The following is a 21984-nucleotide window of genomic DNA, read 5'->3' on the forward strand; positions in this document are numbered from 1 at the left end:
TCGAGCACCAGCGCGATCTCGGCCTCGACCTTCGGCTGGATCAGCGTCGACAGCGGGATCGGCTCGCTGTCGCCGTATGCCATCGATGCGAACAGCGCGCCGAAGTCGGGCTGGTCGACGCCCAGCTGCTGCTGCACCGCGCGCGACGTCAGGCCGATCTTGCGGCCGACGATGCGCTCGCCGGCGGCGACGCGCGCGTCGACGTTGGCCTGCTGTACGGCGTACGCAGTAGCCATGTCGTCCAGTGCGATCGTGCCGCGCACCGGTTCGATGGTCCGGCGCGACGCCTCGGCTTCGCGCAGTCGCGCCGCCAGCTCACGCACGGTATTCGGGTCCGTCATCGCGGCCTCCGTTTCGGTTATTGGGTCAATTCGTGATGCGAACGACATGGCCGTGCCTGCGGCCCGCGTTGCGCCCGACCGTCCGTCGGACCGGCGCGTGCCGGCACGGGAAACCCGCACCGGCACGCGCGCTCCATTCGTCAATTGTTCGCGACGAAATCGGCGACCAGCCGGTTGAACTCTTCCGGGTGCTCGATCATCGCCCAGTGCCCGCAGCGATTGAGCAACACCAGACGCGAATTCGGGATATTCGCGAGCAGGAACAGCGAAGTCTCGTACGACACCACGCGGTCGTCGCGGCCGTGGATCAGCAGCGTCGGCACCTCGATCGCGGGCAGCAGTTCGGGCTTCACCCACTTCGGCAGCGGCGCACCCTTCGGCAGTCCCGCGACGTAGTTGCGCAGATGCTCGGGACGCGCCTGTGCGGCGTTCGAACGCGCTTCGCACAGCTCGGGCGTCGCGAAGCGCGCCTTGTCGTACACCATGATCTCCACCAGCCGGCGCATGTTCTCCGCGCTCGGGTCCCGATACGCCTGAATCAGCACCTTGAGCCCCTCGGACGGCCCGTCGCCCGCGCCGAACAGCGTCGGCATGCGCCCGACCGGCGGGCCCATCGTCACGAGGTGCGTGATGCGGTCGGGATGCTCGGTCGCGAGGCGCAGCGACGTCTGCCCGCCCATCGAGTTGCCGACGAACGCGGCCTTGTCGATGCCGAGCGCATCCATGAACTGGATCGCCGCGTCGACGTGATCGAGCTGCTCGACCGTCGCCGCATCCGACTGCCCCCAGCCCGGCATGTCGACCGCATACACGTGGAACTGCTTCGACAGCGCTTCGATGTTGCCGGAGAAGTTGCTCCAGCCCGTTGCGCCCGGGCCGCTGCCGTGCAGCAGGATCAGCGGATGCCCGGCGCCGGCCTCCTGATAGTGCAGTTGCCAGTCGCGCGTCTTGACGGTACGGCTCGTTCCAGCCTGAGTCAGTGCCATGATTTCGGTCCTCGTTCAAAAATCGCGGATGCGGTAGTGCATCGCGCAGGAAGGCGGTGCCCGGCGTTTGCCGCCGTCACGGCCGCAGCAGGTCGGCCACGACGTGCGGCGGACGGTGCCCCCAGGTACTGAGCCGGTCCAGATGCTGGACCTGCCAGGTTGCGTCGTCGATCATCAGGCCGCCCCAGCCGACCTCGACGTTGAAGTCCGACGGCGTGCGGACGTAGAAGCTGAACATGCGGTCGTTCGGGTGCAGGCCGAGCGTCATCTCGAAGCGCTGCTTCGCGTCCATGCAGCGGTCGTATGCGAGGCCCACGTCGTTCATGTCGGCGACCTCGACCATGAAGTGATGCATCCGCTTCGGAAACGGCATGTTGGCGAGCGCGACCGTGTGGTGACGCCCGTTGCAGCGCATGAAGGTCACGCTCGCGACGATGCCGGGCGCCAGTTGCTGATCGATCACGTCGGTGATCCGGAAGCCGAGCAGCCCGTACCAGTCGACCAGCACCTGCCGGTCCATCCCGCGCTCCATCAGCACCTGATGGCCGGCGCCGCCCGCGCCGGTGACGAAGCCCGATACCAGCCGGTCCGACGCGAACGGCGTGTCCGCGTCGGCCAGCCCCACGTACAGCTCGACGCGGTTGCCGAGCGGGTCGGCGGTGACAGCGATGCGCCGCACCTTGCGCGCGGCGGCCAGCGCCGCGCCGCCTTCGTCGACCTCGGTGCCGGCCGCCCGCAGCCGCGCGACGATCGCGTCGAGATCGGCGTCGCTCTCGCAACCGTAGCCGGTGAACGCGAGATCGTCGGCGCTGCCGGCCTCGACGATCCAGCGGTGCGCCTTGCCGTCCATGCGCAGGCTCAGCGACGTATCGGTCCGGCTCGCGCGCTGCATGCCCAGCAGCTCGACACCGAATCGCTCCCATTCGGCGAGATCGCTCGCCTCGATGCCGACGTAACCGAGTTCGGTCACAGTGCTCATTCGTGAAATCTCCTTCGTTGTTTCGTCCGGCGACGCGCCCGCACTCACGCGGGCACCGCGAGGCCGCTGACGTCCGCGGCCGCGACGAAGCGGTCGGGCCGCAGCGCGACTGCCCGCACGCCGTACTTGCGCAGCCACGGACGCAGCACGCCATCCAGATCGATCAGTTCGTCGTGGCCCTGCGTGCGCTGGTCCTGCTGACGCAGCGCGATATAGCGCGCGCCGAGCCTGTCCCATGCGGCCTTTTCCTGCGGCGTCAGCAGCGAGGCCGGATCGACGTCGTCGCCGAGCAGCGCGAAGCCGTCGCCGAGCAGCTCGTCGAGGCGCGCCATCACGCCGCGGTTGTCGCCGACCACCGGCTGCGGCACCATGCGGCCGACGATGCTGCCTTCGCCGAGCGGGCCGCGCAGCCAGCCGGCGGCCAGCACCGGCGGTGCGATCAGCGGCGCTTCCGGCGCATCCGGCGCCGGCGGTGCGTTGAGCGCGGCCTGCTCCTCGTCGCTCAGTTCCTGCTTGATGATGCGGCCCAACTGCACCGCGAGGTCGGTGTAGAAGCTGGCGTTCGGGCGGCGCTCCGTCTCGTACGTATCGAGGAAGTGCGCGGGCAATCTGCCGTTGAGCACGCCCGCGAGCTTCCAGCCGAGATCGAATGCGTCGCGCATGCCGGTCTGCATCCCCGCACCGGCCCACGGCGGCATCAGGTGCGCCGCGTCGCCCGCCAGGAACACGCGCCCGACGCGCCACCGGTCCGCCATCCGCGTGTGGTGCCGGTAGAACGCGTGCTGATGGATCTCGACATCGTCCTCGCTGACGCCGAGCGCTTCGAGCAGCGGCCACACCTGCTCGTTCGTGCTGAAATCGGCCTCGGTTTCGCCCGGCTTGAGCGGCAGCTCCCAGCGGTGATTGCCGCCGGACAGCGCAATGTCGACCACCGGCCGTTCCTTGTCGGACCAGAAGGTCAGCAGGTTGCGGTCGGGCCACCAGCGCTTCACGCGGCAGTCGATCACGATCCACTGCACGTCGAGCGTGTCGCCCAGCAGCTTCACGCCGATCATGCCGCGCGTCGCGCTGCTGCCGCCGTCGCAACCGATCACGTAACGCACGCGCACGCTGCTCAGCTCGCCGGTCGTCGCGTCCTTCGCGGTCACCGTGACGCCGCCTTCGTCCTGTTCGAGCGCCACCACGTCGCTGCCGTAGCGCACGTCGATGCGCTCGCCGTGCGCGGCCGCGCATTCGCGCAGCGTCGCTTCCATCGTCGGCTGGTAGATGTTGAAGAAACGCGGCTTGATGCCGAGCGTCGACGGCGGGTGCTCGATGCGCAGGATCTCGGTGCCGTCGTAACGCATCCAGCGCAGCGCGCGCTGCGGGTCGATCTGCTTGAGCACCGGCTCGTCGACGCCGAGGTTCTGGAAGATGCGCATCGTCCAGTCATTGACGGTCACTGCCCGCGCGCGCGGATAGATGTCACGGTGACGCTCGAACGCAAGGGTGGAAATGCCGTGCTTCGCCAATGCAAGCGCGGCGATCACGCCGGTCGGGCCATAGCCGACGATCGCGACGTCCGCATCGTAGTGCTGGGTCATTCGTTGTCTCCTGTCTCTCATCCGCTGTCCGGCGGATCGGTCGCCCGGCGTGTGCCGCGTCGTCGCGAACCCGCCATCGATGCGACGGAATTGTACCGATAGGTCCAAAACTAAAAACTAGGGAATACGAGTATTGGACCGATCGGTCCATAAATGGGGAACGGTATACTTCGGCCATGAAAAATTCCCAATCCACCGGCAACCGGCGCGGCCAGCAGTCGCGCCAGGAGATCCTCGACGCGGCGTCGCGCGTGATGTCCGCGTACGGGTATGCCGGCACGTCGATGTCGGCGCTGGTCGAGGCGACCGGCATTCCGAAAAGCGCGATCTACCACCACTTCGGATCGAAAGCGGGGCTGCTGGCGGAGGTGATGGCGCAGGGCGCGCACGGCTTCTTCGAGGCGATGCGCGACGCGCACCGCGATCCGCCGCAAAGCGGGACGCCCCGCGAACGGCTCGGCTGGTATCTGCAGCGCACCGGCGAAGTCTTCGTGCATCGCGAGAACTTCCTGCGCCTGCTGATGGTGATGGTCATGACCAGCGAGGCCACCGACGCGCCCGAGGCGATGGAAATCGTCGCGACCGTTCGCAACGAGGGCCGCGACTACATGCGGCAGATGATTCGTGCAGCGTTCAGCACCGAAGGCGAAGCGATCGCGGCGGCAGTCGCAGACCGGTTCGCGCACTTCGGGATGGCCGGGTTCGACGGCGCGTTCGTGTCGCTGCAGTCCCGCGACGATTACTCGATGACGACGTATATGTCACAGCTGACCGACGCGCTCGGCTCGATGGGCGAAGCGCACGCCGAAGCGCTGCGCAACGCAAGCGCGGCGCCGGCGCCGGCGCCGGCGCGCAAGCGTGCGACGAAAAGCGCGAAGCCGGCCGCGCCGGCGCAGGACAAGGCGCGCGCGCGTCGGGGCTGACAGGCGCGCGCCTCCCGAACAACCCGTGTTGTGCGCCACTTATCGGCGCGGTACAGTCGCGGCAACTCGCGAGCGTATCGCGCCCCGAACGGCGTGTGGCCCGGCCTCCCGCGTTGCGCGGTGCGAGCGTCGATTTCGTCGAGGTATGCCCGCATGTCGACCCCCTTTCCCCCGTCCACGGCACGGCTCGAGCCCGCATCGGCCTTCCGCTTCGAATCCGCGGCGGCCGGGCACGTGTCTCGCAATGCGCGCGACTGGTCCGACATCTTGCGGCTCGCGTACTTCCCGCTCGACATCAAGGTCGGGCCGGACTTCCGTTCCGGCGTGATCGAGCGCGTCGACATCGGCGGCATCCGCGCGTGCACGCTGCAATGTGATCCGATGACCGCCGAACGGCACCGGTCGTTGACCGCCGCCGACGAACAGGAGTTCTACGTCGTCGAGATTCCGCAGCTCGAACCCGTGCAGATCCGGCAGCGCGGCCGGGAAAACTGCGTGCAGCCCGGCGACTTCACGATCGTCAACGGCGCGGAACCTTATGTGTTCACGACGCTCCGGCCGAATACCGTACGCACGCTGCGCATTCCGAGCCGCGCGCTGCGCCAGCGGCTGCCGGGTCTCGACGACCAGGTCGCGAGCACCTGCGCCGGCGCGCAGCCCTGCACGCCGCTGTTCCTCGACTTCGCGACGTCGTACTTCAGGCATGCGCTCGCGTTGCCGCCCGACGCCCAGCGCAGGATCGAGCAGCACCTGCTCGACCTGCTCGTGATGGCGCTGATCGGTGCGGACACCGAAAGCGGCGAATCGTCGGTGCGAGGCGCGCACCGGCAGCGCGCGCTGCGCTGTATCGAGGAACGCTTCACGCTCGCGACGCTGCAGCCGGCCGACATTGCGCGCGCCATCGGCGTTTCCGAGCGCTATCTTCAGAGGATTCTGGCCGATCGGCACGAAACCGTCACATCGCTTATCCGGCAGCGGCGCCTGCTGGAAGCGAAACGCCTGCTCGGAGAGCGCAGGCAAAACGGCCTGAGCGTCACGCAGATCGCATTCATCGTCGGCTTTTCCGATCCGGCGCATTTCAGCCGCGTGTTCCGCCGCGAAACGGGCGTCGCGCCCGTTCGATACGAGGCGCCCGCGTCGCCAGTCGCGTAACGGGTACGCGACGCGCCCGCCTGTTCCCGCCGCTCCGCCCCAGGCCGCAGACGTCCAAGGTTTTGTACGCCGACGGTCAAGAACGATTTTTTTCCGCTTTGTACAGTGACCGCATGGAGACGGCTCGCCGACGGCGGGCAGGCGCACGCGGACACCGTCGTCCGTCGGACGATTCGCGACCCGCCGGGGTGGGCGATCGGGCGCCCCGCAAGACCGAAAGGAGTGGCCTCGTGTTATCCCTGACTCACGACGCGTCGCGATCGCTGACCCAGAAGATCGTCGATCACTTCCACACGCTGATCTCGGACGGCAAGCTGCAATCCGGGATGAAGGTGCCTTCGATCCGCAGCTTCGCGGAATCGCACGGCGTCAGCGTATCGACCGTGGTCGACGCATACGATCGCCTCGTGGCCGAAGGCTGCCTCGTGCCGCGCCAGAACTCGGGCTTCTTCGTCCGCAGCTTCCAGCATGCCGCGTATCTGAGCCCGGAAGCCGCCGAGCACGACGCCAAATCGTTCGATTCGTTGTGGATGCTCAACCGGATCTGGCAAAGCCATCACGTCGAGATCAACCCCGGCTGCGGATGGCTGCCGTCGCGCTGGCTCGACGACGAAGGGCTGCGCCGCGCGATGCGCAACATGGCCGTGCATGCGCTGGCGTCGATCGGCGGCTACGGGATGCCGAAGGGGTATCTGCCGCTGCGCTGGAAGATCTCCGACTGGCTCAACCAGCAGGAAGTCTATTGCCCGCCCGACCAGCTGCTGATGACGCACGGCGCCGCGCATGCGCTGAGCCTGCTGATCCAGCACCTGATCAAGCCGGGCGAGACCGTGTTCGTCGATTCGCCCGGCTACAGCCTGCTGTTCACGCATCTGAAGCGGCTCGGCGTCGAGATCGTCGGCGTGCCGCTGACGCCGGCCGGCCCCGACCTCGCCGTGTTCGCGCGGCTGCTGGAGCAGCACCGGCCGAAGGCCTATTTCACGAACCCGCGCCTGCACAATCCGACCGGCGTCTCGTGCTCGGCCGCGATCGCGCACAAGATCCTGCAGCTTGCGTCGCGGCACGACTTCCTGATCGTCGAGGACGATGTCTGCGCGGATCTCGACACGCAGTCGCGGCGGCCGTTCGCCAGCCTGGACCAGCTCGAGCGCGTCATCTATATCGGCAGCTTCTCGAAGACCGTTTCGCCGAGCCTGCGCGTCGGCTACATCGCCGCGCATCCGGATCTCGTCGAGGATCTCACGCAACTGAAAATGGCGACGGGCCTGACGAGCTCGGAGATCGGCGAGCGCTTCGTCTACCAGGTGCTGACCGACGGCCGGCACCGCAAACATCTGAAATCGCTGCGTGAACAGCTGTCGCTCGCGCAGGCCCGCGCGCGGCAGCGGCTGACGCAGTCGGGCATGATCCTGTTCAACGATGTGCCGGAGGGGACCTTCGTGTGGGCGCGCCACCCCGGTCATGACGACGCGAGAACGCTGTCGAGCCTCGCGCTCGACAAGGACATCTATCTCGCGCCGGGGCATCTGTTCACGCATGACGAGACGACGACGCCGTGGCTGCGGTTCAACGTCGGGTATTGCGACGCCGACGCGTTGTTCGAATTCCTCGCGAAAGCGTGAACGCGACGGCATGCGCGCGAGACGCATGCCGTCGCGCCATCAGAACTGGTGGGTAATCCCCGCCCGGCCCACGACCTGACGCGTCGTGTTCGACGGATTGAACCCCGCGATCTGCGCGACCGGCGCATCGCCGGACGCGTTCTGCCCGGCCACCATTGCATAGACCGACGTGCGCTTCGACAACGCATATTGCGCGATCAGGTTCAGCTGCTGATAGCGAGGCGACTTGCCGGCCGCATCGTCATGCCCGACCGTGAACGTGAAGCCCGCACCGAACAGCAACGCGCCCGTCGCCTGCCAGGTTCCCGACACCTCGTAGTTCTGGAACGACAGGTTGCCGCCGCCGGCCGCCGGGCGAAACACCGTGTTCGAAAAATCGGCCGACACCTTGAACGCGCCGACCGCATACGCGGCGCCGGCGGCAATGACGCGCTGGCTGCGCGCGGCCGCAAGCGCGTCGCCGTATACGGCGTTCGCGTAGCCGCCGCCCGACGCATAGCCGGCCACGGCGGTCGCGGGATCGTTGACCTGCAGATAGCCGACGCCCGCGCTGAATGCGCCGCCCCTGTAGGCAACCGCCGCACTGAAAGTCGAGTCGGTCGAAAACTGTCCGGCACGACCGCCCGGCGAGTAGTGGCCTTCGACCGTCACGCCGGCGATCGTCGGGCTCACGTACTTGATCGCATTCGGCACCGAGAACCCGTTGTCGAGATTGTCCATGTCGTTCGGGTGCGCGAAATACCAGCCGCCGTACTGGCCGTTCAGCGTGAACGGCTCCAGCAGGTCGACGTTCGCATCCCACTGCCGGCCGAACGTCAGCGTCCCGAAACGCTCGGATGCGATCCCGACATATGCATTGCGTGAAAACGCAAGCCCGCCGGACGAACCGGTCGCCGCATCGAAGCCGCTCTCGAGCCGGAACACCGCGCGCAGCCCGCCACCGAGGTCCTCGCTGCCCAGCAGCCCCCAGCGGCTGCCGAGCGGTACGCCGCTCTGCATCTGGAACAGCCTGCCGCCGCTGCCCGGCACCGCGCTGCCGTTCGTCGCATTCGCGACATTGTTCGCATAGTCGACGCCCAGATCGACGATCCCGTAAAGCGTGACGCTGCTCTGCGCGTACGCGCCTGCCGACAACAATACGAGCGACACGCCCGCCGCTGCAATTTTCTTCATCATGTTCCTCCTGATCGTCGATCGAATCGCTCCGTCCGGAGCGGAAAGGGGATTGCGCATCGGTTCGGCGCCGCGGTCGAACGGTGCGGCGCGCGACCTGTCATGCGGACCGCGAACGCGCATTCAGTACGCGACATCGCGGACGAACGTCCGTTTTCCGGCCACCGACAGCGCCGCGCGATAGATCAGCGCCGCGCCGAGCGCTGCCGCCGGCGCGGAGAACGTCGCAAGTGTGCCGCCGGCCTCGAGCAGTACGATGCCGAGCGCCGCTGCCGCGAACCATGCGATCAGCCCGCACGGATTGAAGGCGACCACGCGCTCCGTCCGGTACTCGATGTCGCCGCCAAAAATCGCGCCGTAGTGCGGCGACACGATATGCGTGACCGCGATGGCCACCCATGCGACCACAAAAATTCCCTGGTACGCGAGCGCCTGCAGGATGAAGCCGAAAACGTCGGTGAGCATCAGCCCGTACACGATCGCGCCGACGACGATCGACCACACGAACTTCGGCCAGCGCAACCCGAATGCACTCGCGACGAACGCATGCATGTTGGTCGATGCGAGGTAGAAGTTCGCGGTATTGATGCGCGTCTGACTCACCCAGACGAACAGCAGTCCGCCGAACCCCATCAGCTTCAGCAGCGCCAGTACGACCGATACTTCGCTCAGCGCGCCGTGCGCAGCAACCGTGCTGGCCAGGAAGATGCCGGCCACGCCGTTGACGACAAACGTGAACGCGTAGAACGCCCAGCCGAAATTGACGTTCGCGTGATAGCGCGCATCCTCGGACCGGCCGAAGCGCGCGTAGTCCCACGTGTACATCATCAGGATCCAGACGCCCATGAACGCAGTGAAGCAGTGCCACCAGCCATATGCCGGCGGGCCGCCCGCCGGCCCGAGATGCAGCCACGCGGTGCCGCCCGTATCGCTCGACAGCGCGGCGACGACCGCCGCCGCAAGGCCGATCAGATAGAACGGCAGCAGCACGCCGTTGAACTTGTCGAGCCAGGTCTGCACGCTGCCGAACACCAGCAGCACGCTGTACACGACGACGATCAGGTACGCGGCATGCAGCGACACCGTCGGGAAGTACGCATTGATCGCAATCGCGATGACCGAGCCTTCGAACAGCGCGTAATAGATCGCCGTCGCGAAGAAGATCAGCGTCGCGAGCGACGCGCCAAAGCGGCCGAACACGACGCGCGAGAACAGTGCGACCGACAGGCCGTTGGAAATCGCATAACGCACGATCACGCGGTTGACGACGCTGTAGACGGACACCGACAGCACGAGACCGATCAGCGTATTGACCGTGCCGAAGTTGATTGCGAGCGTGGCCGACACCACCAGCCAGAACATCGCGCTGCAGATCGCCCACCACGCCATCGTCAGCGCGCCTTTCGACATGCGCGCGTCGGCCGGAACGGCGGTCGTCGCATAGCCGGGGTCCGGGACGCCTTCGCTTTTCCTGAGTTCCATATGGTTTCCTGAATAAATAAGACAAATGAATCGGCCTGGCGGGCCGGGCTTCGATGGCATCGGGGCCGTGCCGGCGCAAGCGCCGGACGGTGGCCCGTCGGGCCGCCGTCCGGTGCGCGCGTGTCAGGATCCGCCCGACGTGTCCGTCAGCACATAGACGCCCGTCGCGTCGAGCCGCGCCCGCCACTGCGGCGGCAGCACGATCGACGTGGTCACCTCCTCGATCACGGCCGGCCCGTCGACGACGTCGTCGGCGCCGAGTCGCGTGCCGTCGTACACGGGCGCCGACACCGTCTCGATGTGCTGCCCGCTGCCGAAGATCATGTCGCGCCGCGCCTTCACGGCGATTTCGGTGTCGCCGATGCCGGCCTCGATCGACTGCGGCGGCGGCTGGTCGAGCAGTCCGTACACGGTGCTCTCGAGGTTGACGAGCTCGACCGGGCTGTCGGGCTCCGCGTACGTGTAAAGCGCCTCGTGGCGCGCGTCGAACAGGGCGCGGATCGTGCCGATCGTGTCCGCGCCCACCTGCATCGCACCGATCGTGACCGAACACTCGTGCACCTGCCCGCAATAGCGCATGTCGAGCTGCCGTTCGATGCGGATTCGCTCGCGCGTGAACCCCTCCTTCTCCAGCGCGGCAATCGCTTCCGCCTCGAGCCGCTCGAACTGCTGTTGCACGCGGCCGAGGTTCGCGTGTTCGTCGACGCGCATCGGACACGCGGCCATGTAGTTGTATTTGACGTCGGACAGCAGTTGCCCGAAGGCGCAGAGTCCCGACGCGAGCTTCGGCACCAGCACCGTGCGCACGCCGATTTCGCGCGCGAGCGCGGCGATATGCAGCGACGTCGCGCCGCCGGCCGCGATCAGCACGAAGTCGCGCGGATCGTAGCCGCGTTCGATCGACACGCGGCGGATCCCGTTGATCATGTTGATGTTGACGATGTTGTAAATGCCGTACGCGGCCTTGCCGACCGACAGCCCGAGCGGCTCGGCGATCTTCGTGCCGATCGCCTGCCGCGACGCGTTCCCGTCGATCATGACGCGCCCGCCGAGCAGCGACACCGGGTCGAGATAGCCGAGCGCGACGTTCGCATCGGTCACGGTCGGCTCCGTGCCGCCGCGCATGTAGCATGCGGGCCCCGGCGTCGCGCCCGCGCTTTGCGGGCCGACCTTCAGCAGGCCCGTCGGATCGATCCACGCGATCGACCCGCCGCCCGCGCCGAGCGTCTCCACCTGGATCATCGGCGTGCCGATCCGGTAACGCAGGAAGTCGATGTCCTTGTTGACGTTTGTCACGCCGTCCTTGGTCAGCGTGATGTCGAACGACGTGCCGCCCATGTCGACCGTGATGAGATTCCGGTATCCGAACGGCTGCGCGACGAAGCGTGCGGCCTGCGGCGCGGACGCCGGCCCCGAGTTGATCGCGCTTACCGCACGCGACGCCATCGCCTTCGGCGACGCCATCCCGCCGTTCGACTGATAGAAGCGCACCGGCGACGTCACGCCGTTCTCGAGATAGAAATTCTCGATCCGGCTCACGTAGCGCGCCAGCACCGGCCCGAGATACGCGTTGACGACCGTGGTCGACGTACGCGTGTATTCGCGCATCTGCGGAAACACCTCGAGACCGACCGACACGTAGACGTCCGGCAGCATCTCGCGAACGATCTCCGCCGCGCGCCGCTCGTGCCCGCCGTTCGCGACCGACCACAGGAACGAGATCGCGACCGCTTCGACGCCCTGCGCGCGGAACAGCGCGCACGCCTCGCGCACGTCGTCCTCGTTCAGCGGCGTATGAATCGTGCCGTCGGCCAGCACGCGTTCGCGCACCGGCCGGCGCAGATGGCGTTCGACGAGCATCGTCGCGGCCGGATACCGCGCGTCGTAGCGATGCCCCTCCTCCTTGTGGCCCAGACGGATCTCGAGCGAATCCTCGTGCCCCGCCGTGCAGATCAGGCCGGTCCTGACGCCCTTGTGCTGGATCAGCGCGTTCAGCGCGACCGTCGTGCCGTTCACGCACAGATCGAGGTTCGACAAAATCTCGTGCACCGGCTTGCCGAGCGCCTCGGCGATCTGGCCGAGCCCGTCGGCGATCGCGCGCGTGCCGTCTTCCGGCGTCGACGTCGCCTTGAAAAGCCGCATCCGGCCGTGGCCGTCCGCGAGTACGAAATCGGTAAAGGTGCCGCCCGCGTCCACGCCGAGCCGGTAGTGCTTGCTGTTCATTTCCATTCCTTATTGATGTTGGGATGACAGGCGATCGGAACGCAGCGCCCGGGTTGCCGATGAGTCGACGCGCAGGCTTTCGGGGTCGATCACGACGCCGTATTCGGTGCGGGCGGCATCGATTGACACGATGCCGTTGCGGACATCGGCGCGTACCCTTTCCGGATCGCGCCGCAGCGGCGAACCCCAGCCGCCGCCGCCCGGGTTGTAGGTCGCGAGCGAATAGCCGTCGCGCACGGTGATCACCGCGTTGTCGCGATACGTGTCCGTTACTTTCCCGTGGCGTTTCAGCTCGACACGCCCGAGCTTGCGTTCCGGCATCGCACTGACCGCGCCGTTCGCGCCGAGCGCCGGCAGCTTGCGTCCCTCGCCGAAGCTGACGACGGTCATCTCGTGGCCGATCGGCTCGACTTCCCACACCGTGCCGCTGCCACCGCGGAATTCGCCCGCGCCCGCGCTGTCCTCGACGAGCGCGTAGCGATGGATCAGGATCGGATACGAGTATTCGAGCGTCTCGATGTCGCCGGAGTACAGCGCGCCGAAGCAGCATTGCGGCCCGCACGCATGCCAGCCGTCCATGTAGCGTGTCGCGCCCGCGCCCGAAACGAGCGACGCGAGCACCATCGTCACGTATTCGTCGTCGGTACGCTGGTCGTGGCCCGCAATGTTGACGCCGCTCGAATGCCCCCACGACCCGACCGCACGTTCGCCCTGCGCCTGTTCGAGCGCGAGGCGCACCGCGTCGGCGAGCGTCTCCATCGGCGTGGTCGTGCAGTTCACGTGCGGCGCCGGCTCGGCGGCGTTGCACAGCGTGCCTTTCGGGCCGAGATCGACGCTCACGCAGCGATACAGTCCCTCGTTGTACGGCGGGTCGAGCTGCGCGAACATCATCAGGCCGAGGTACACGCCGGAAATCGAGTTACCTTCGTACGAGTTGATGAAGTACGGAATCTGCGGCGGGCTCTCGATCGCGATGTGGCAGGTATCGGCATCGATCGTGACGGTCGCCTCGATCTCGATCTCGCCGTAGCCGTGCCCTGCATCCTCGAGCGTCGCGCTTGCCCGATAGACGCCGTCGGGCACCGCACGGATGATGTGGCGCATGTGACGGTCGGCCATGTCCATCAGTTCGTCGACGCAATCGCGCACCGTGTCGACCCCGTACTTGTCGAGCAGCGCGATCAGATTGCGCGCGCCGACGTTCACCGCGCCGAGCTGCGCCTTCAGGTCGCCCTCCTGGTCGCGCCGCGAGCGCATGTTGCTCAGCATGAAGTTGACGACGTCGTAACGCTCGACGCCCTTCTCCCACAGCTTGACCGGCGGAATGCGCAGCCCTTCCGCGTAGATCTCGCGCGCATCGGGGTTGTAGCCCGCCGGAACCGGCCCGCCGATGTCGGTGACGTGCCCTTTGCAGACGGTCCAGAAGACCAGTTCGCCGCGGTAGAACACCGGCTTGTACATGCAGCAATCGACGATGTGGCTGCCTTTGTATACGGGGTCGTTGTGGTAGATGATGTCGCCGTCGTGAATGTCGCTGCCGAAGAAGCCTGCGACGGCCTTCATCGCAGGGATCAGGCCGCCGAGGTGAATCGGAATGTCCTGGCCTTGCAGGATCATCTCGGGACGGCCGTTGAAGATGGCGTTGCTGTAGTCGTGTGCGACGTTGAACACGCTCGACCGCGCCGTCTTCTCCAGCGTCATCGTCATCTCGCGCTGCGTGGTCTCCAGCACGCCGCGTACGACCGCCAAGGTAATCGGATCGACATCTCGTGACATTACGTTCTCCTGTGGTTCCGCATGAAGCGTCGGGGTCGACCGGCTGCCGGCCGGATCGATGACACGCAGGTTAAGAACGCAAAATTGACCGGACAATGCACAGCGCGACGAGCCGGCCCGGGTGCTGTGTTGCCTGCCTGAGCCATACACGCGTCGCGATGTACTGCCCGCGCGAGCAATACATCGCAAACACGCATATCGCCGGTCCGCGCGGCGCCGGTATGATGCATGCCGACGCGTCCCGCGTCCCCCATCCCGCTCACGCATCCGATTCGTCGCCATGGACTTGAGGCAGCTTCGCTACTTCGTCACGCTCGCCGAGCAACTGCATTTCGGCAATGCAGCCGAAGCGCTCGACATCGCGCCGTCCGCGCTCAGCATGCAGATCCAGTCTCTCGAACGCGAACTCGGCGTCCGGCTGCTCGATCGCACCAAGCGTTCGGTATCGCTATGCGCTGCGGGCACGTTGTTTCTCGACGAGGCGAAGCGCACGCTGGCCGCAGCCGAGAACGCGCGGCGCGTCGCGATGATGGCCGGGCGCGGCCAGATCGGCGCGCTCGAGGTCGGCTATGTCGCGTCCGCCGCGTATGCCGGCATCGTCCAGCGCCTGCTGGCGCGGCACGGCGAGCAGTATCCGCAGGTCAGCACGCGGCTGCACCTGCTCGACAGTCCCGCGCAAATCCGCTTGCTGCAGCAACGCGATCTCGATGCGTGCATCGTGCGCACGCATGCCGGACATCGCGACGAGACGGACCGGATCCTGCTGTTGCGCGAAACGCTCGTCGTCGCGCTGCCGGCCGGCCATCCGCTTGCGGCGCGCGAATCGTTGCGCGCGGTCGATCTCGCGAACGAGCGCTTCACCGCGCCGCAGTTCGGCAAGGAGATCGGGTTCGCACGGCATCTGCTCGAAATCGGCCGCGTCGCGGGGTTCATCCCGAACATCGAGTTTCCGACGAAGGACTTCATCACCGCGCTCGTGCATGTCGGCGCGGGTCACGGCGTCGCCGTGGTGCCGCAGAGCATCGGCGCGCTCCCGCTGCCGGGCCTCGTATTCCGCGCGCTGACCGACGTGCAGGACGATGCGGCGCTGTATCTGGTGTTCAGGCGGCACGACGCGTCGCCGTTCGTGTCGAGCCTGCGGAACGTCGCGCTCGAACTGGGCGGTACGCGCGCGGACTGAGAGCCGGACGATTCCGCCATCGGCGATCGCGAAATCGTCCGGCCATTTACCGGCCGTACACGCGTCACAATGACGCGAATTCGCCGCGAATACGCATCAGTTCGCGATGCAGGTTCGGATGCGGGTGGAACGGCGCGCGGCCGTGCAGCCAGAACAGGTTGTTCAGCATCACGAGGTCGCCCGTCGGCAGCGGAATCGCGGCCGTGCCGCGCGACGACTCCATCGATTCCGACAGCTCATGCAGGTAGCGCGCCTGCTCGATCGACTCCGGCCGCACGAACTGGTCGATGAAGCAGATGCCCGGCTTGCCGTCGACCGTGAAGAAGGTGCGGCGCTCGACCCGCTGCGCGACGTTCTTGCTCGGCGGCGATTGGTACGTAAACTTGTACGCGGCCAGCGGATGCATGCTGAACGTGTGCAGTTGCTCCCAGTCATCCAGATGCAGCAGGCGCGATTCGCCGCCGGTCGCGTTGTGCTCGCCGAACTTCATCATCAGCAGCCAGTCCGTCGGCTCGTCGACGAACGTGCCGTCCGTGTGCAGCGTGAACAGGCGGTACGCCTGGCGCAGATACGAATCGCTGTCGTCGGTATGCTTGACCACGAAGCGTGCGTAGTAGGTGCCTGACATCGCGTCGTGATTCGCCGGCCCCACGAGGTGCGCGATCGCCGTGCCGAACTTCACGTAATCGTCGGCTCGATCGGTCACACCCTGCACGCCGACGGTGAAGCCGCCCGTCGCGCGATCCCGAAGAATCGCCCGCAGGGTCGCGCGGAATGTGTCGCCCACCAGGGCCTCGAGCGTGCTCGCGACAACGAATCGCATATACGGCACGTATTCGAGATTCTGGCTGTCCACATGCCGGGTCTCGGCAAAGAATCGGCGCAGCAGGTCGCCGTCGATTTCGATGTGGCGGATCCGTTCATGATGCGGATTCTGTCCGACCGTGAAGTGTTCCGGCGCACCCATATAGGTCGGATGACTAATGATTTCAAACCGTGTTCCTTTCATGTCGTTCTCCTTCTCCTGATCGTGGAGACGATTGTATGAGCGGGCTCGGCAGGGGCTCAACGTAGGCCGGGCACGATTTAATTCAGAAAATCTGAATTCTCCGGAAGACGGATTCGCGGCATGACAGGAACCGGTTCCGCGACCGGTGTATTCGCGACCACGCGGGTTCGCCGGGCCGCGTTCGAACCCGACGCGGTACGCGCGCACGTCGGGAATGGCCTGCACTCCGGTACGACGCAACGCACGCGGCCGCGTCCCGATCCGCCGCCAGCCCGAGGCATGCCTACGCATCCCGGACATTTTCCTGTCCGTATGCGCCATCGCAAAACCGACGGCGTTCTACCGGTTTGTCGCAATCGTTCTAGCGAAAAAACGGCCGGTCTTTTCAAATGACGCCGGGCGACACTGCTTCGCTCGGTCCGCCGATTCGATCGGTCGGCCTTTCCGCTGCATTCGTCAGAAAAAACGCACACCTGCCCTGTCGGACGATATCCGTCAGGCCGCTTCTCAATCTGCTTTGGAATACGACATGTTCAATCGCGCCACCAGCACCGTCGAAAACGTGGACCCCGAAGTTTTCGCCGCGATTCAGCAGGAAAACCGCCGCCAGGAAGATCACATCGAGCTGATTGCGTCGGAAAACTACACGAGCCCGGCCGTGATGGCCGCACAGGGTTCGCAACTCACGAACAAGTACGCGGAAGGCTATCCGGGCAAGCGCTACTACGGCGGCTGCGAGTACGTCGACGTCGTCGAGCAGCTCGCGATCGACCGCGTGAAGCAGCTGTTCGGCGCGGAAGCCGCGAACGTGCAGCCGAACTCGGGCTCGCAGGCGAACCAGGGCGTGTTCTTCGCGATGCTCAAGCCGGGCGACACGATCATGGGCATGAGCCTCGCGCACGGCGGTCACCTCACGCACGGCTCGCCGGTGAACATGTCGGGCAAGTGGTTCAACGTCGTCAGCTACGGGCTGAACGAGAACGAGGACATCGACTACGACGCGGCCGAGAAGCTGGCCAACGAGCACAAGCCGAAGCTGATCGTCGCGGGCGCGTCGGCGTTCGCGCTGAAGATCGATTTCGAGCGTCTGGCGAAGATCGCGAAGTCGGTCGGCGCGTACCTGATGGTCGACATGGCGCATTACGCGGGCCTGATCGCCGCGGGCGTGTATCCGAACCCGGTGCCGCACGCCGACTTCGTGACGACGACGACGCACAAGAGCCTGCGCGGCCCGCGCGGCGGCGTGATCCTGATGAAGGCCGAGTACGAGAAGCCGATCAACTCGGCGATCTTCCCGGGGATCCAGGGCGGCCCGCTGATGCACGTGATCGCGGCGAAGGCGGTGGCGTTCAAGGAAGCGCTGTCGCCGGAGTTCAAGGCATACCAGCAGAAGGTGGTCGAGAACGCGCGCGTGCTGGCCGAGACGCTGGTCAAGCGCGGCCTGCGGATCGTGTCGGGGCGCACCGAAAGCCACGTGATGCTGGTGGACCTGCGGGCGAAGAATATCACCGGCAAGGCGGCGGAAGCGGCACTGGGCGCGGCGCACATCACGGTGAACAAGAACGCGATCCCGAACGATCCGGAAAAGCCGTTCGTGACGAGCGGGATCCGTCTGGGTTCGCCGGCGATGACGACGCGCGGCTTCGGCCCGGCGGAAGCCGAGCAGGTCGGCAACCTGATCGCCGACGTGCTCGAGCATCCGGAAGACGCCGCGACGATCGAGCGCGTGCGGGCGCAGGTCGCCGAGCTGACCCAGCGTTTTCCGGTCTATCGCTGATCGCGCCGAGCCGAGGATCGGGGCCGGCCCCGGTCGTCGCATGGTGCGAAACGCTGCGTTATCTCGAACGGACGGCGGCTCGGCATGCCGCCGTCGAACCCTCGCGTCATGCCGGCATCTTCCCCGCGCGAACAGCATGGATTCCGCTTCGCATTCGGTCGTCGATGGAAGAAATCACCGGTCGCGGCATATTTCCCCGCTTCGGCGTTTTGAATCGGATCGCGCCCCGACTCATTCCTCCGTCGGTGATCTACCGAACAAAAAATGAAGGGGAGCCGTGAAAGGATATCCTGCCCCCACGGAGTCTCCGCAGATTGGCCGACAATGAATGGTTAATCTGCATGCCGAATCGATTATCGGCATTCTGCAGCAGGAAAGATCATGAACCCAGTAAAATTTGCATCGTTCTGGCATGGCCCGGAATTATCGCCCTATGAAACCGCCTGCCTGAATTCCTTTGCTGCGTACGGCAACGAAATGAGCCTCTACAGCTACGAAGAAATCAGGAATCTGCCCAAGGGCATCGTCGCCAAGGATGCGAGCACGATTACCTCCCGCGACACGTTGAACGACTTCCCGGTCAATGGCGTCCCGTCGATGGCGCATTTCACCGACTATTTCCGCTTCATGATGTTTACGAAGACGGACGAAATCTGGGTCGACACCGATATCCTGCTGCTGCGCGACTTCGACCTCGGCGACACGCGCAACCTGATCGGCCGCGAAGATCCGATAAAAATCTGCAACGCGATACTTCGACTGGATTCCGACGATCCGCGCCTGCACGACACGATTCGCCGTATCGAGGCGATGAAGGGCACCCCGATTCAGTGGGGCGAAACCGGTCCGCTGCTGCTGACGAAAATATACGGAATCGAAGCAGGACTGCCCCGGAATTTTTTCTACCCGGTGCATTACGACGACTACTACAAGGTTTTCCTGCCCGAACATTTCGACGAGTGCGCGGCGCTGTGCGCCGATTCCTACACGCTGCACCTGTGGAACAACCGGCTCGTGAAAATGGGGCTGTTCAAGAAGATCGGGCCGCCGGTCGGTTCGTTCCTGCATCATGTGTTCGGACAATTCGGCGCCAATGCGCTCTTCACCGAGTTTTATCCGGCCGACATCATGAAGATCATGACCGACAGCGCGACCGACAAGGTCGGGCGCGATGACGGTGTCCGCAAACTGCTGCAGATCGGCGTGCCGGTGATGAAAGGCGCGATTCGCCGCCGCCTCATGCCGACCCGTTGAGCCGGATCCCGACGGGGATTCGACTCGCCATCCGGATCATGCGCCCCCTTCGCAATCCGTCCAGTACGCAAACGGATCGCGATGACGCGGATAGTGCGCGTCGAGCCACTTCAGCAATTCCGCACGCGCATTGTCCAGGTCGGCCCTGGATGGCGAACTGGTCATTTCATGCACTTCAGCGGAGGTCTCCCGGTCGATCACGAGACAGCGCCAGTCCGGGCCGTCGAGATCGGGATCGTCGGACGCCCTCGACGACTTGCCCCAGCCGAAGCCCTTGCGCGCATCGATGTAGTACCGCGGCTGAACTTTCAGATAGGACAGGTCGCCGCCCTGCAGGCTGCTCTCCGCGCGCAGCACGTCGCGCGCATCGACGATCTGCGTGACGCCCGGCGAGCGGCGCACTCGCCAGCCGAAGGGCAGCGTCGCGGCGGCCTGCACATTGTCGTACGCGCCCCACGTCAGCCCCCATGCTTCGGCCATCCGTTTCATGAACGCGTCGGCGTTCGGATAGCCGCGCAGTTGAATCCGGGTCGACACGGTGACCTCGAGTCCCGCGCGAACGCCGGCATCGGTGGACGCGGGTGCGAACGGGTCGCCCGGACGCGCGCCGTCGCTGCCGCCGGCGGCCGGCACATCCGAAAACAACTGGTCGAGCGCCGCGCGAGCCTTCGCCGACTTGTCCGTTCTACTCATTGCAAATTTCCTCTTTCGTTCGATCTTTGTCGCGATGTGGGGGCGGCGGAATGTCCACCGCGTATCGGCACGGAAACCCGGGCGGGTTTCAGCGAATGCGATTTCTCGCAAATGTGACCGTATTCTGTCAGGAAATATTCGGACGCGGCTAAATCGCCTCGCGATCGTGAACTTGATCGTCACCATGGACCGTATCGTGCGGGTGTTCAGGTCGACGTCGATGGATGGAGAATCTGCGCGGATCGAACGACGTGCCGGAAATGATGCCGCCACAGCTTCACGCCGAGCGCGCCCGACCGATCGAGCGACGACCCGACCGTCAGATCCTCGACCAGCGTCGGCGTCAACCCCCCGTCGAACAGCGCGAACCCGGCGGCCAGCACGCAGGTATCCGTCTGGATGCCGCAGACCAGCACGCGTTCGACGTCGAGCTGCGTCAGATAGTCGATCGTGTCGGCCGACGGCGCGTATCCGTGCTTGATGAAGACCCGGTCGGCCGCGACGAGGCTGTCGTCCGCCGGCCCCGGCGCCCAGCCCAGTTGCCGCCGGAACGGGACGCGTCGCTCGTCGTGCCGCTCGACGGTCGCCACGGTGGGAATCGCGCCCACCCACGCGCGGATGCCGTCCACCAGCCACGATGGCGGAGAAAAGCAGGGTTGGACGTCGACGATCAGCAGAGCCTGTTTCATGTTCGATCACGCCGGCACGCAGGGTGCCCGCATAGCCGATAGCGGCTCCGTATCATAGTCGGTCTTGAATGCCGCTGCATCGGGGCCGCGCTGCCGTGCCGATCACGCGCCGAACGCGGTGATGTCCTTCGGCGTGATCCCGTTGCCGGCGCAATACGACAGATAGTGCTGCAGCGCCGACGACCAGTTCTGGGTCGAGATGATGCGATCCTGGTCGTCGAGGTAGATCAGCTCGCCCTGCACGATGTTCAACGTCACGATTTCGTCGCCGGGCAGCGCCTGCGGCGTGTGGCGCGACGCCGCGGTTTCGAATACGAGGCTGCCGGGGCCGGCGACCCAGTCGTGCTCCACGTATTTCCAGCGACCCGACAGCGTATAGACGATGACCGTCCCGGTATGGTGATGTTTCGGCAACTGCGCGTGCGCCGGCGACTTCAGCAGCACGATAATCTCGCCGCGCGTCGGGTCGAGCTTGAAATACTTCACCTTCACGTCCGGCAAGTCGGCCGACATCGGTATCCAGGGCATCGACGCGTCGTCGATGCATTCCGTCGCCACATTTTCATAGAACATTCCGTCATCTCCTCGGTGTGCGCCGCGCCGCCGTTTCGCCGATTCGATCGGGCCGTGCGGCATGCTTGATGTCTTTCGGGGATGCGTGTGCGCCCTTCATCCCGCTCGCGGGACACGAGGCTTCGTGCACCCGGTTCGCCGATGATGGACGTTCCGGCGTGCGCTGCCCTTGTCGAAACGGGACATTGCGTAGTCGTATCGGGACAGTGCGGGCGTGTCGCGCGCCCGGGACGCCATCCGGTTCGTCGACGCGTTGTGATGCACAACTGGCTTCACAGCACGCGCTCGACGCAGCGACAGCGGCAGATTCGCCACGTCATTCGACACGATGGCTTTTTAATCCAACACCTCACGCCGACACTATGTCTGGCGAGACATTCAATCGGGACCGAATTCCACTCGGCGCCCCTTCTCCATTCCAGCATGGAAAATAATATGCACTGCTACGATTCAAACTCATATTTCCGTCTGCCCATTGATGCTTTATTTGATGTCTGACATTCTGAAAAACGTGTCGCCAATGCATGGAACGTAATTGAAATGAATGGATTTCGTTTTGAAAATGAAAC

General features: G+C 65.5%; 18 protein-coding genes. 6 read left to right on the forward strand and 12 right to left on the reverse strand.

The window, feature by feature from the left end; genetic code table 11:
• The 4 genes from BST28156_RS05710 to BST28156_RS05725 all read right to left on the reverse strand — a co-directional run.
• A partial coding sequence (locus BST28156_RS05710) for a 2-keto-4-pentenoate hydratase (protein WP_367651221.1) occupies positions 1 to 341 on the reverse strand: 341 nt, incomplete at its 3' end.
• Between the two features lie 140 nt (positions 342 to 481).
• Positions 482 to 1327 (reverse strand): alpha/beta fold hydrolase, encoded by an 846-nt coding sequence (locus tag BST28156_RS05715; RefSeq protein ID WP_174901653.1) that lies wholly within the window; start codon positions 1325 to 1327, stop codon positions 482 to 484.
• Positions 1328 to 1403: 76 nt separating this feature from the next.
• On the reverse strand, positions 1404 to 2306 hold the full coding sequence (locus BST28156_RS05720; RefSeq protein ID WP_174901654.1) for a VOC family protein: 903 nt from the start codon (positions 2304 to 2306) through the stop codon (positions 1404 to 1406).
• A 44-nt stretch (positions 2307 to 2350) separates the two neighbouring features.
• Positions 2351 to 3889, reverse strand: a complete 1539-nt coding sequence (locus tag BST28156_RS05725; protein WP_174901655.1) for a bifunctional 3-(3-hydroxy-phenyl)propionate/3-hydroxycinnamic acid hydroxylase — start codon at positions 3887 to 3889, stop codon at positions 2351 to 2353.
• A 176-nt stretch (positions 3890 to 4065) separates the two neighbouring features.
• Between BST28156_RS05725 and BST28156_RS05730 the strand changes: the two genes are divergently transcribed.
• The 3 genes from BST28156_RS05730 to BST28156_RS05740 all read left to right on the forward strand — a co-directional run bounded on the left by BST28156_RS05730 (position 4066) and on the right by BST28156_RS05740 (position 7586).
• Positions 4066 to 4812, forward strand: a complete 747-nt coding sequence (locus BST28156_RS05730) for a TetR/AcrR family transcriptional regulator (protein ID WP_174901656.1) — start codon at positions 4066 to 4068, stop codon at positions 4810 to 4812.
• A 153-nt stretch (positions 4813 to 4965) separates the two neighbouring features.
• On the forward strand, positions 4966 to 5964 hold the full coding sequence (locus tag BST28156_RS05735; RefSeq protein WP_174901657.1) for an AraC family transcriptional regulator: 999 nt from the start codon (positions 4966 to 4968) through the stop codon (positions 5962 to 5964).
• A 230-nt stretch (positions 5965 to 6194) separates the two neighbouring features.
• Positions 6195 to 7586 (forward strand): aminotransferase-like domain-containing protein, encoded by a 1392-nt coding sequence (locus tag BST28156_RS05740; RefSeq protein ID WP_254596346.1) that lies wholly within the window; start codon positions 6195 to 6197, stop codon positions 7584 to 7586.
• 39 nt (positions 7587 to 7625) lie between these two features.
• On the opposite strand, the gene BST28156_RS05745 is transcribed toward BST28156_RS05740, so the two are convergent.
• The 4 genes from BST28156_RS05745 to capB form a co-directional block, all read right to left on the reverse strand.
• Positions 7626 to 8759, reverse strand: a complete 1134-nt coding sequence (locus tag BST28156_RS05745) for a porin (RefSeq protein ID WP_060244765.1) — start codon at positions 8757 to 8759, stop codon at positions 7626 to 7628.
• A 123-nt stretch (positions 8760 to 8882) separates the two neighbouring features.
• Entirely contained in the window at positions 8883 to 10241 is a 1359-nt protein-coding gene (locus tag BST28156_RS05750; protein WP_060244752.1) for a purine-cytosine permease family protein, read from the reverse strand.
• A 123-nt stretch (positions 10242 to 10364) separates the two neighbouring features.
• On the reverse strand, positions 10365 to 12464 hold the full coding sequence (gene capA, locus BST28156_RS05755; protein ID WP_174901659.1) for a caprolactamase subunit alpha: 2100 nt from the start codon (positions 12462 to 12464) through the stop codon (positions 10365 to 10367).
• A 9-nt stretch (positions 12465 to 12473) separates the two neighbouring features.
• Entirely contained in the window at positions 12474 to 14240 is a 1767-nt protein-coding gene (gene capB / locus BST28156_RS05760) for a caprolactamase subunit beta (RefSeq protein ID WP_174901660.1), read from the reverse strand.
• Positions 14241 to 14520: 280 nt separating this feature from the next.
• On the opposite strand from capB, the gene BST28156_RS05765 reads away from it, so the two are divergent.
• On the forward strand, positions 14521 to 15420 hold the full coding sequence (locus BST28156_RS05765) for a LysR substrate-binding domain-containing protein (protein ID WP_174901661.1): 900 nt from the start codon (positions 14521 to 14523) through the stop codon (positions 15418 to 15420).
• A 64-nt stretch (positions 15421 to 15484) separates the two neighbouring features.
• Here BST28156_RS05765 and glaH read toward each other — a convergent pair whose 3' ends face one another.
• A complete protein-coding gene (glaH, locus tag BST28156_RS05770; protein ID WP_254596347.1) occupies positions 15485 to 16750 on the reverse strand; it encodes a glutarate dioxygenase GlaH in 1266 nt (421 codons plus the stop codon).
• A 208-nt stretch (positions 16751 to 16958) separates the two neighbouring features.
• Between glaH and glyA the strand changes: the two genes are divergently transcribed.
• Entirely contained in the window at positions 16959 to 18206 is a 1248-nt protein-coding gene (glyA, locus tag BST28156_RS05775; protein ID WP_174901662.1) for a serine hydroxymethyltransferase, read from the forward strand.
• Between the two features lie 381 nt (positions 18207 to 18587).
• A complete protein-coding gene (locus BST28156_RS05780; RefSeq protein WP_174901663.1) occupies positions 18588 to 19460 on the forward strand; it encodes a hypothetical protein in 873 nt (290 codons plus the stop codon).
• Between the two features lie 36 nt (positions 19461 to 19496).
• Here the strand turns inward: BST28156_RS05780 and BST28156_RS05785 are convergent, their stop codons facing one another.
• The 3 genes from BST28156_RS05785 to BST28156_RS05795 all read right to left on the reverse strand — a co-directional run bounded on the left by BST28156_RS05785 (position 19497) and on the right by BST28156_RS05795 (position 21415).
• The gene (locus BST28156_RS05785; protein ID WP_060242914.1) at positions 19497 to 20153 is read right to left on the reverse strand and encodes a hypothetical protein; all 657 of its coding nucleotides are present in this window, start codon (positions 20151 to 20153) and stop codon (positions 19497 to 19499) included.
• A gap of 206 nt (positions 20154 to 20359) precedes the next feature.
• Positions 20360 to 20842, reverse strand: a complete 483-nt coding sequence (locus BST28156_RS05790) for a cysteine hydrolase family protein (protein ID WP_174901664.1) — start codon at positions 20840 to 20842, stop codon at positions 20360 to 20362.
• Between the two features lie 102 nt (positions 20843 to 20944).
• On the reverse strand, positions 20945 to 21415 hold the full coding sequence (locus BST28156_RS05795; RefSeq protein WP_174901665.1) for a 2,4'-dihydroxyacetophenone dioxygenase family protein: 471 nt from the start codon (positions 21413 to 21415) through the stop codon (positions 20945 to 20947).
• Between the last annotated feature and the right edge of the window lie 569 nt (positions 21416 to 21984).

This window comes from Burkholderia pseudomultivorans (genome assembly GCF_902499075.1).
Classification (GTDB): domain Bacteria; phylum Pseudomonadota; class Gammaproteobacteria; order Burkholderiales; family Burkholderiaceae; genus Burkholderia; species Burkholderia pseudomultivorans.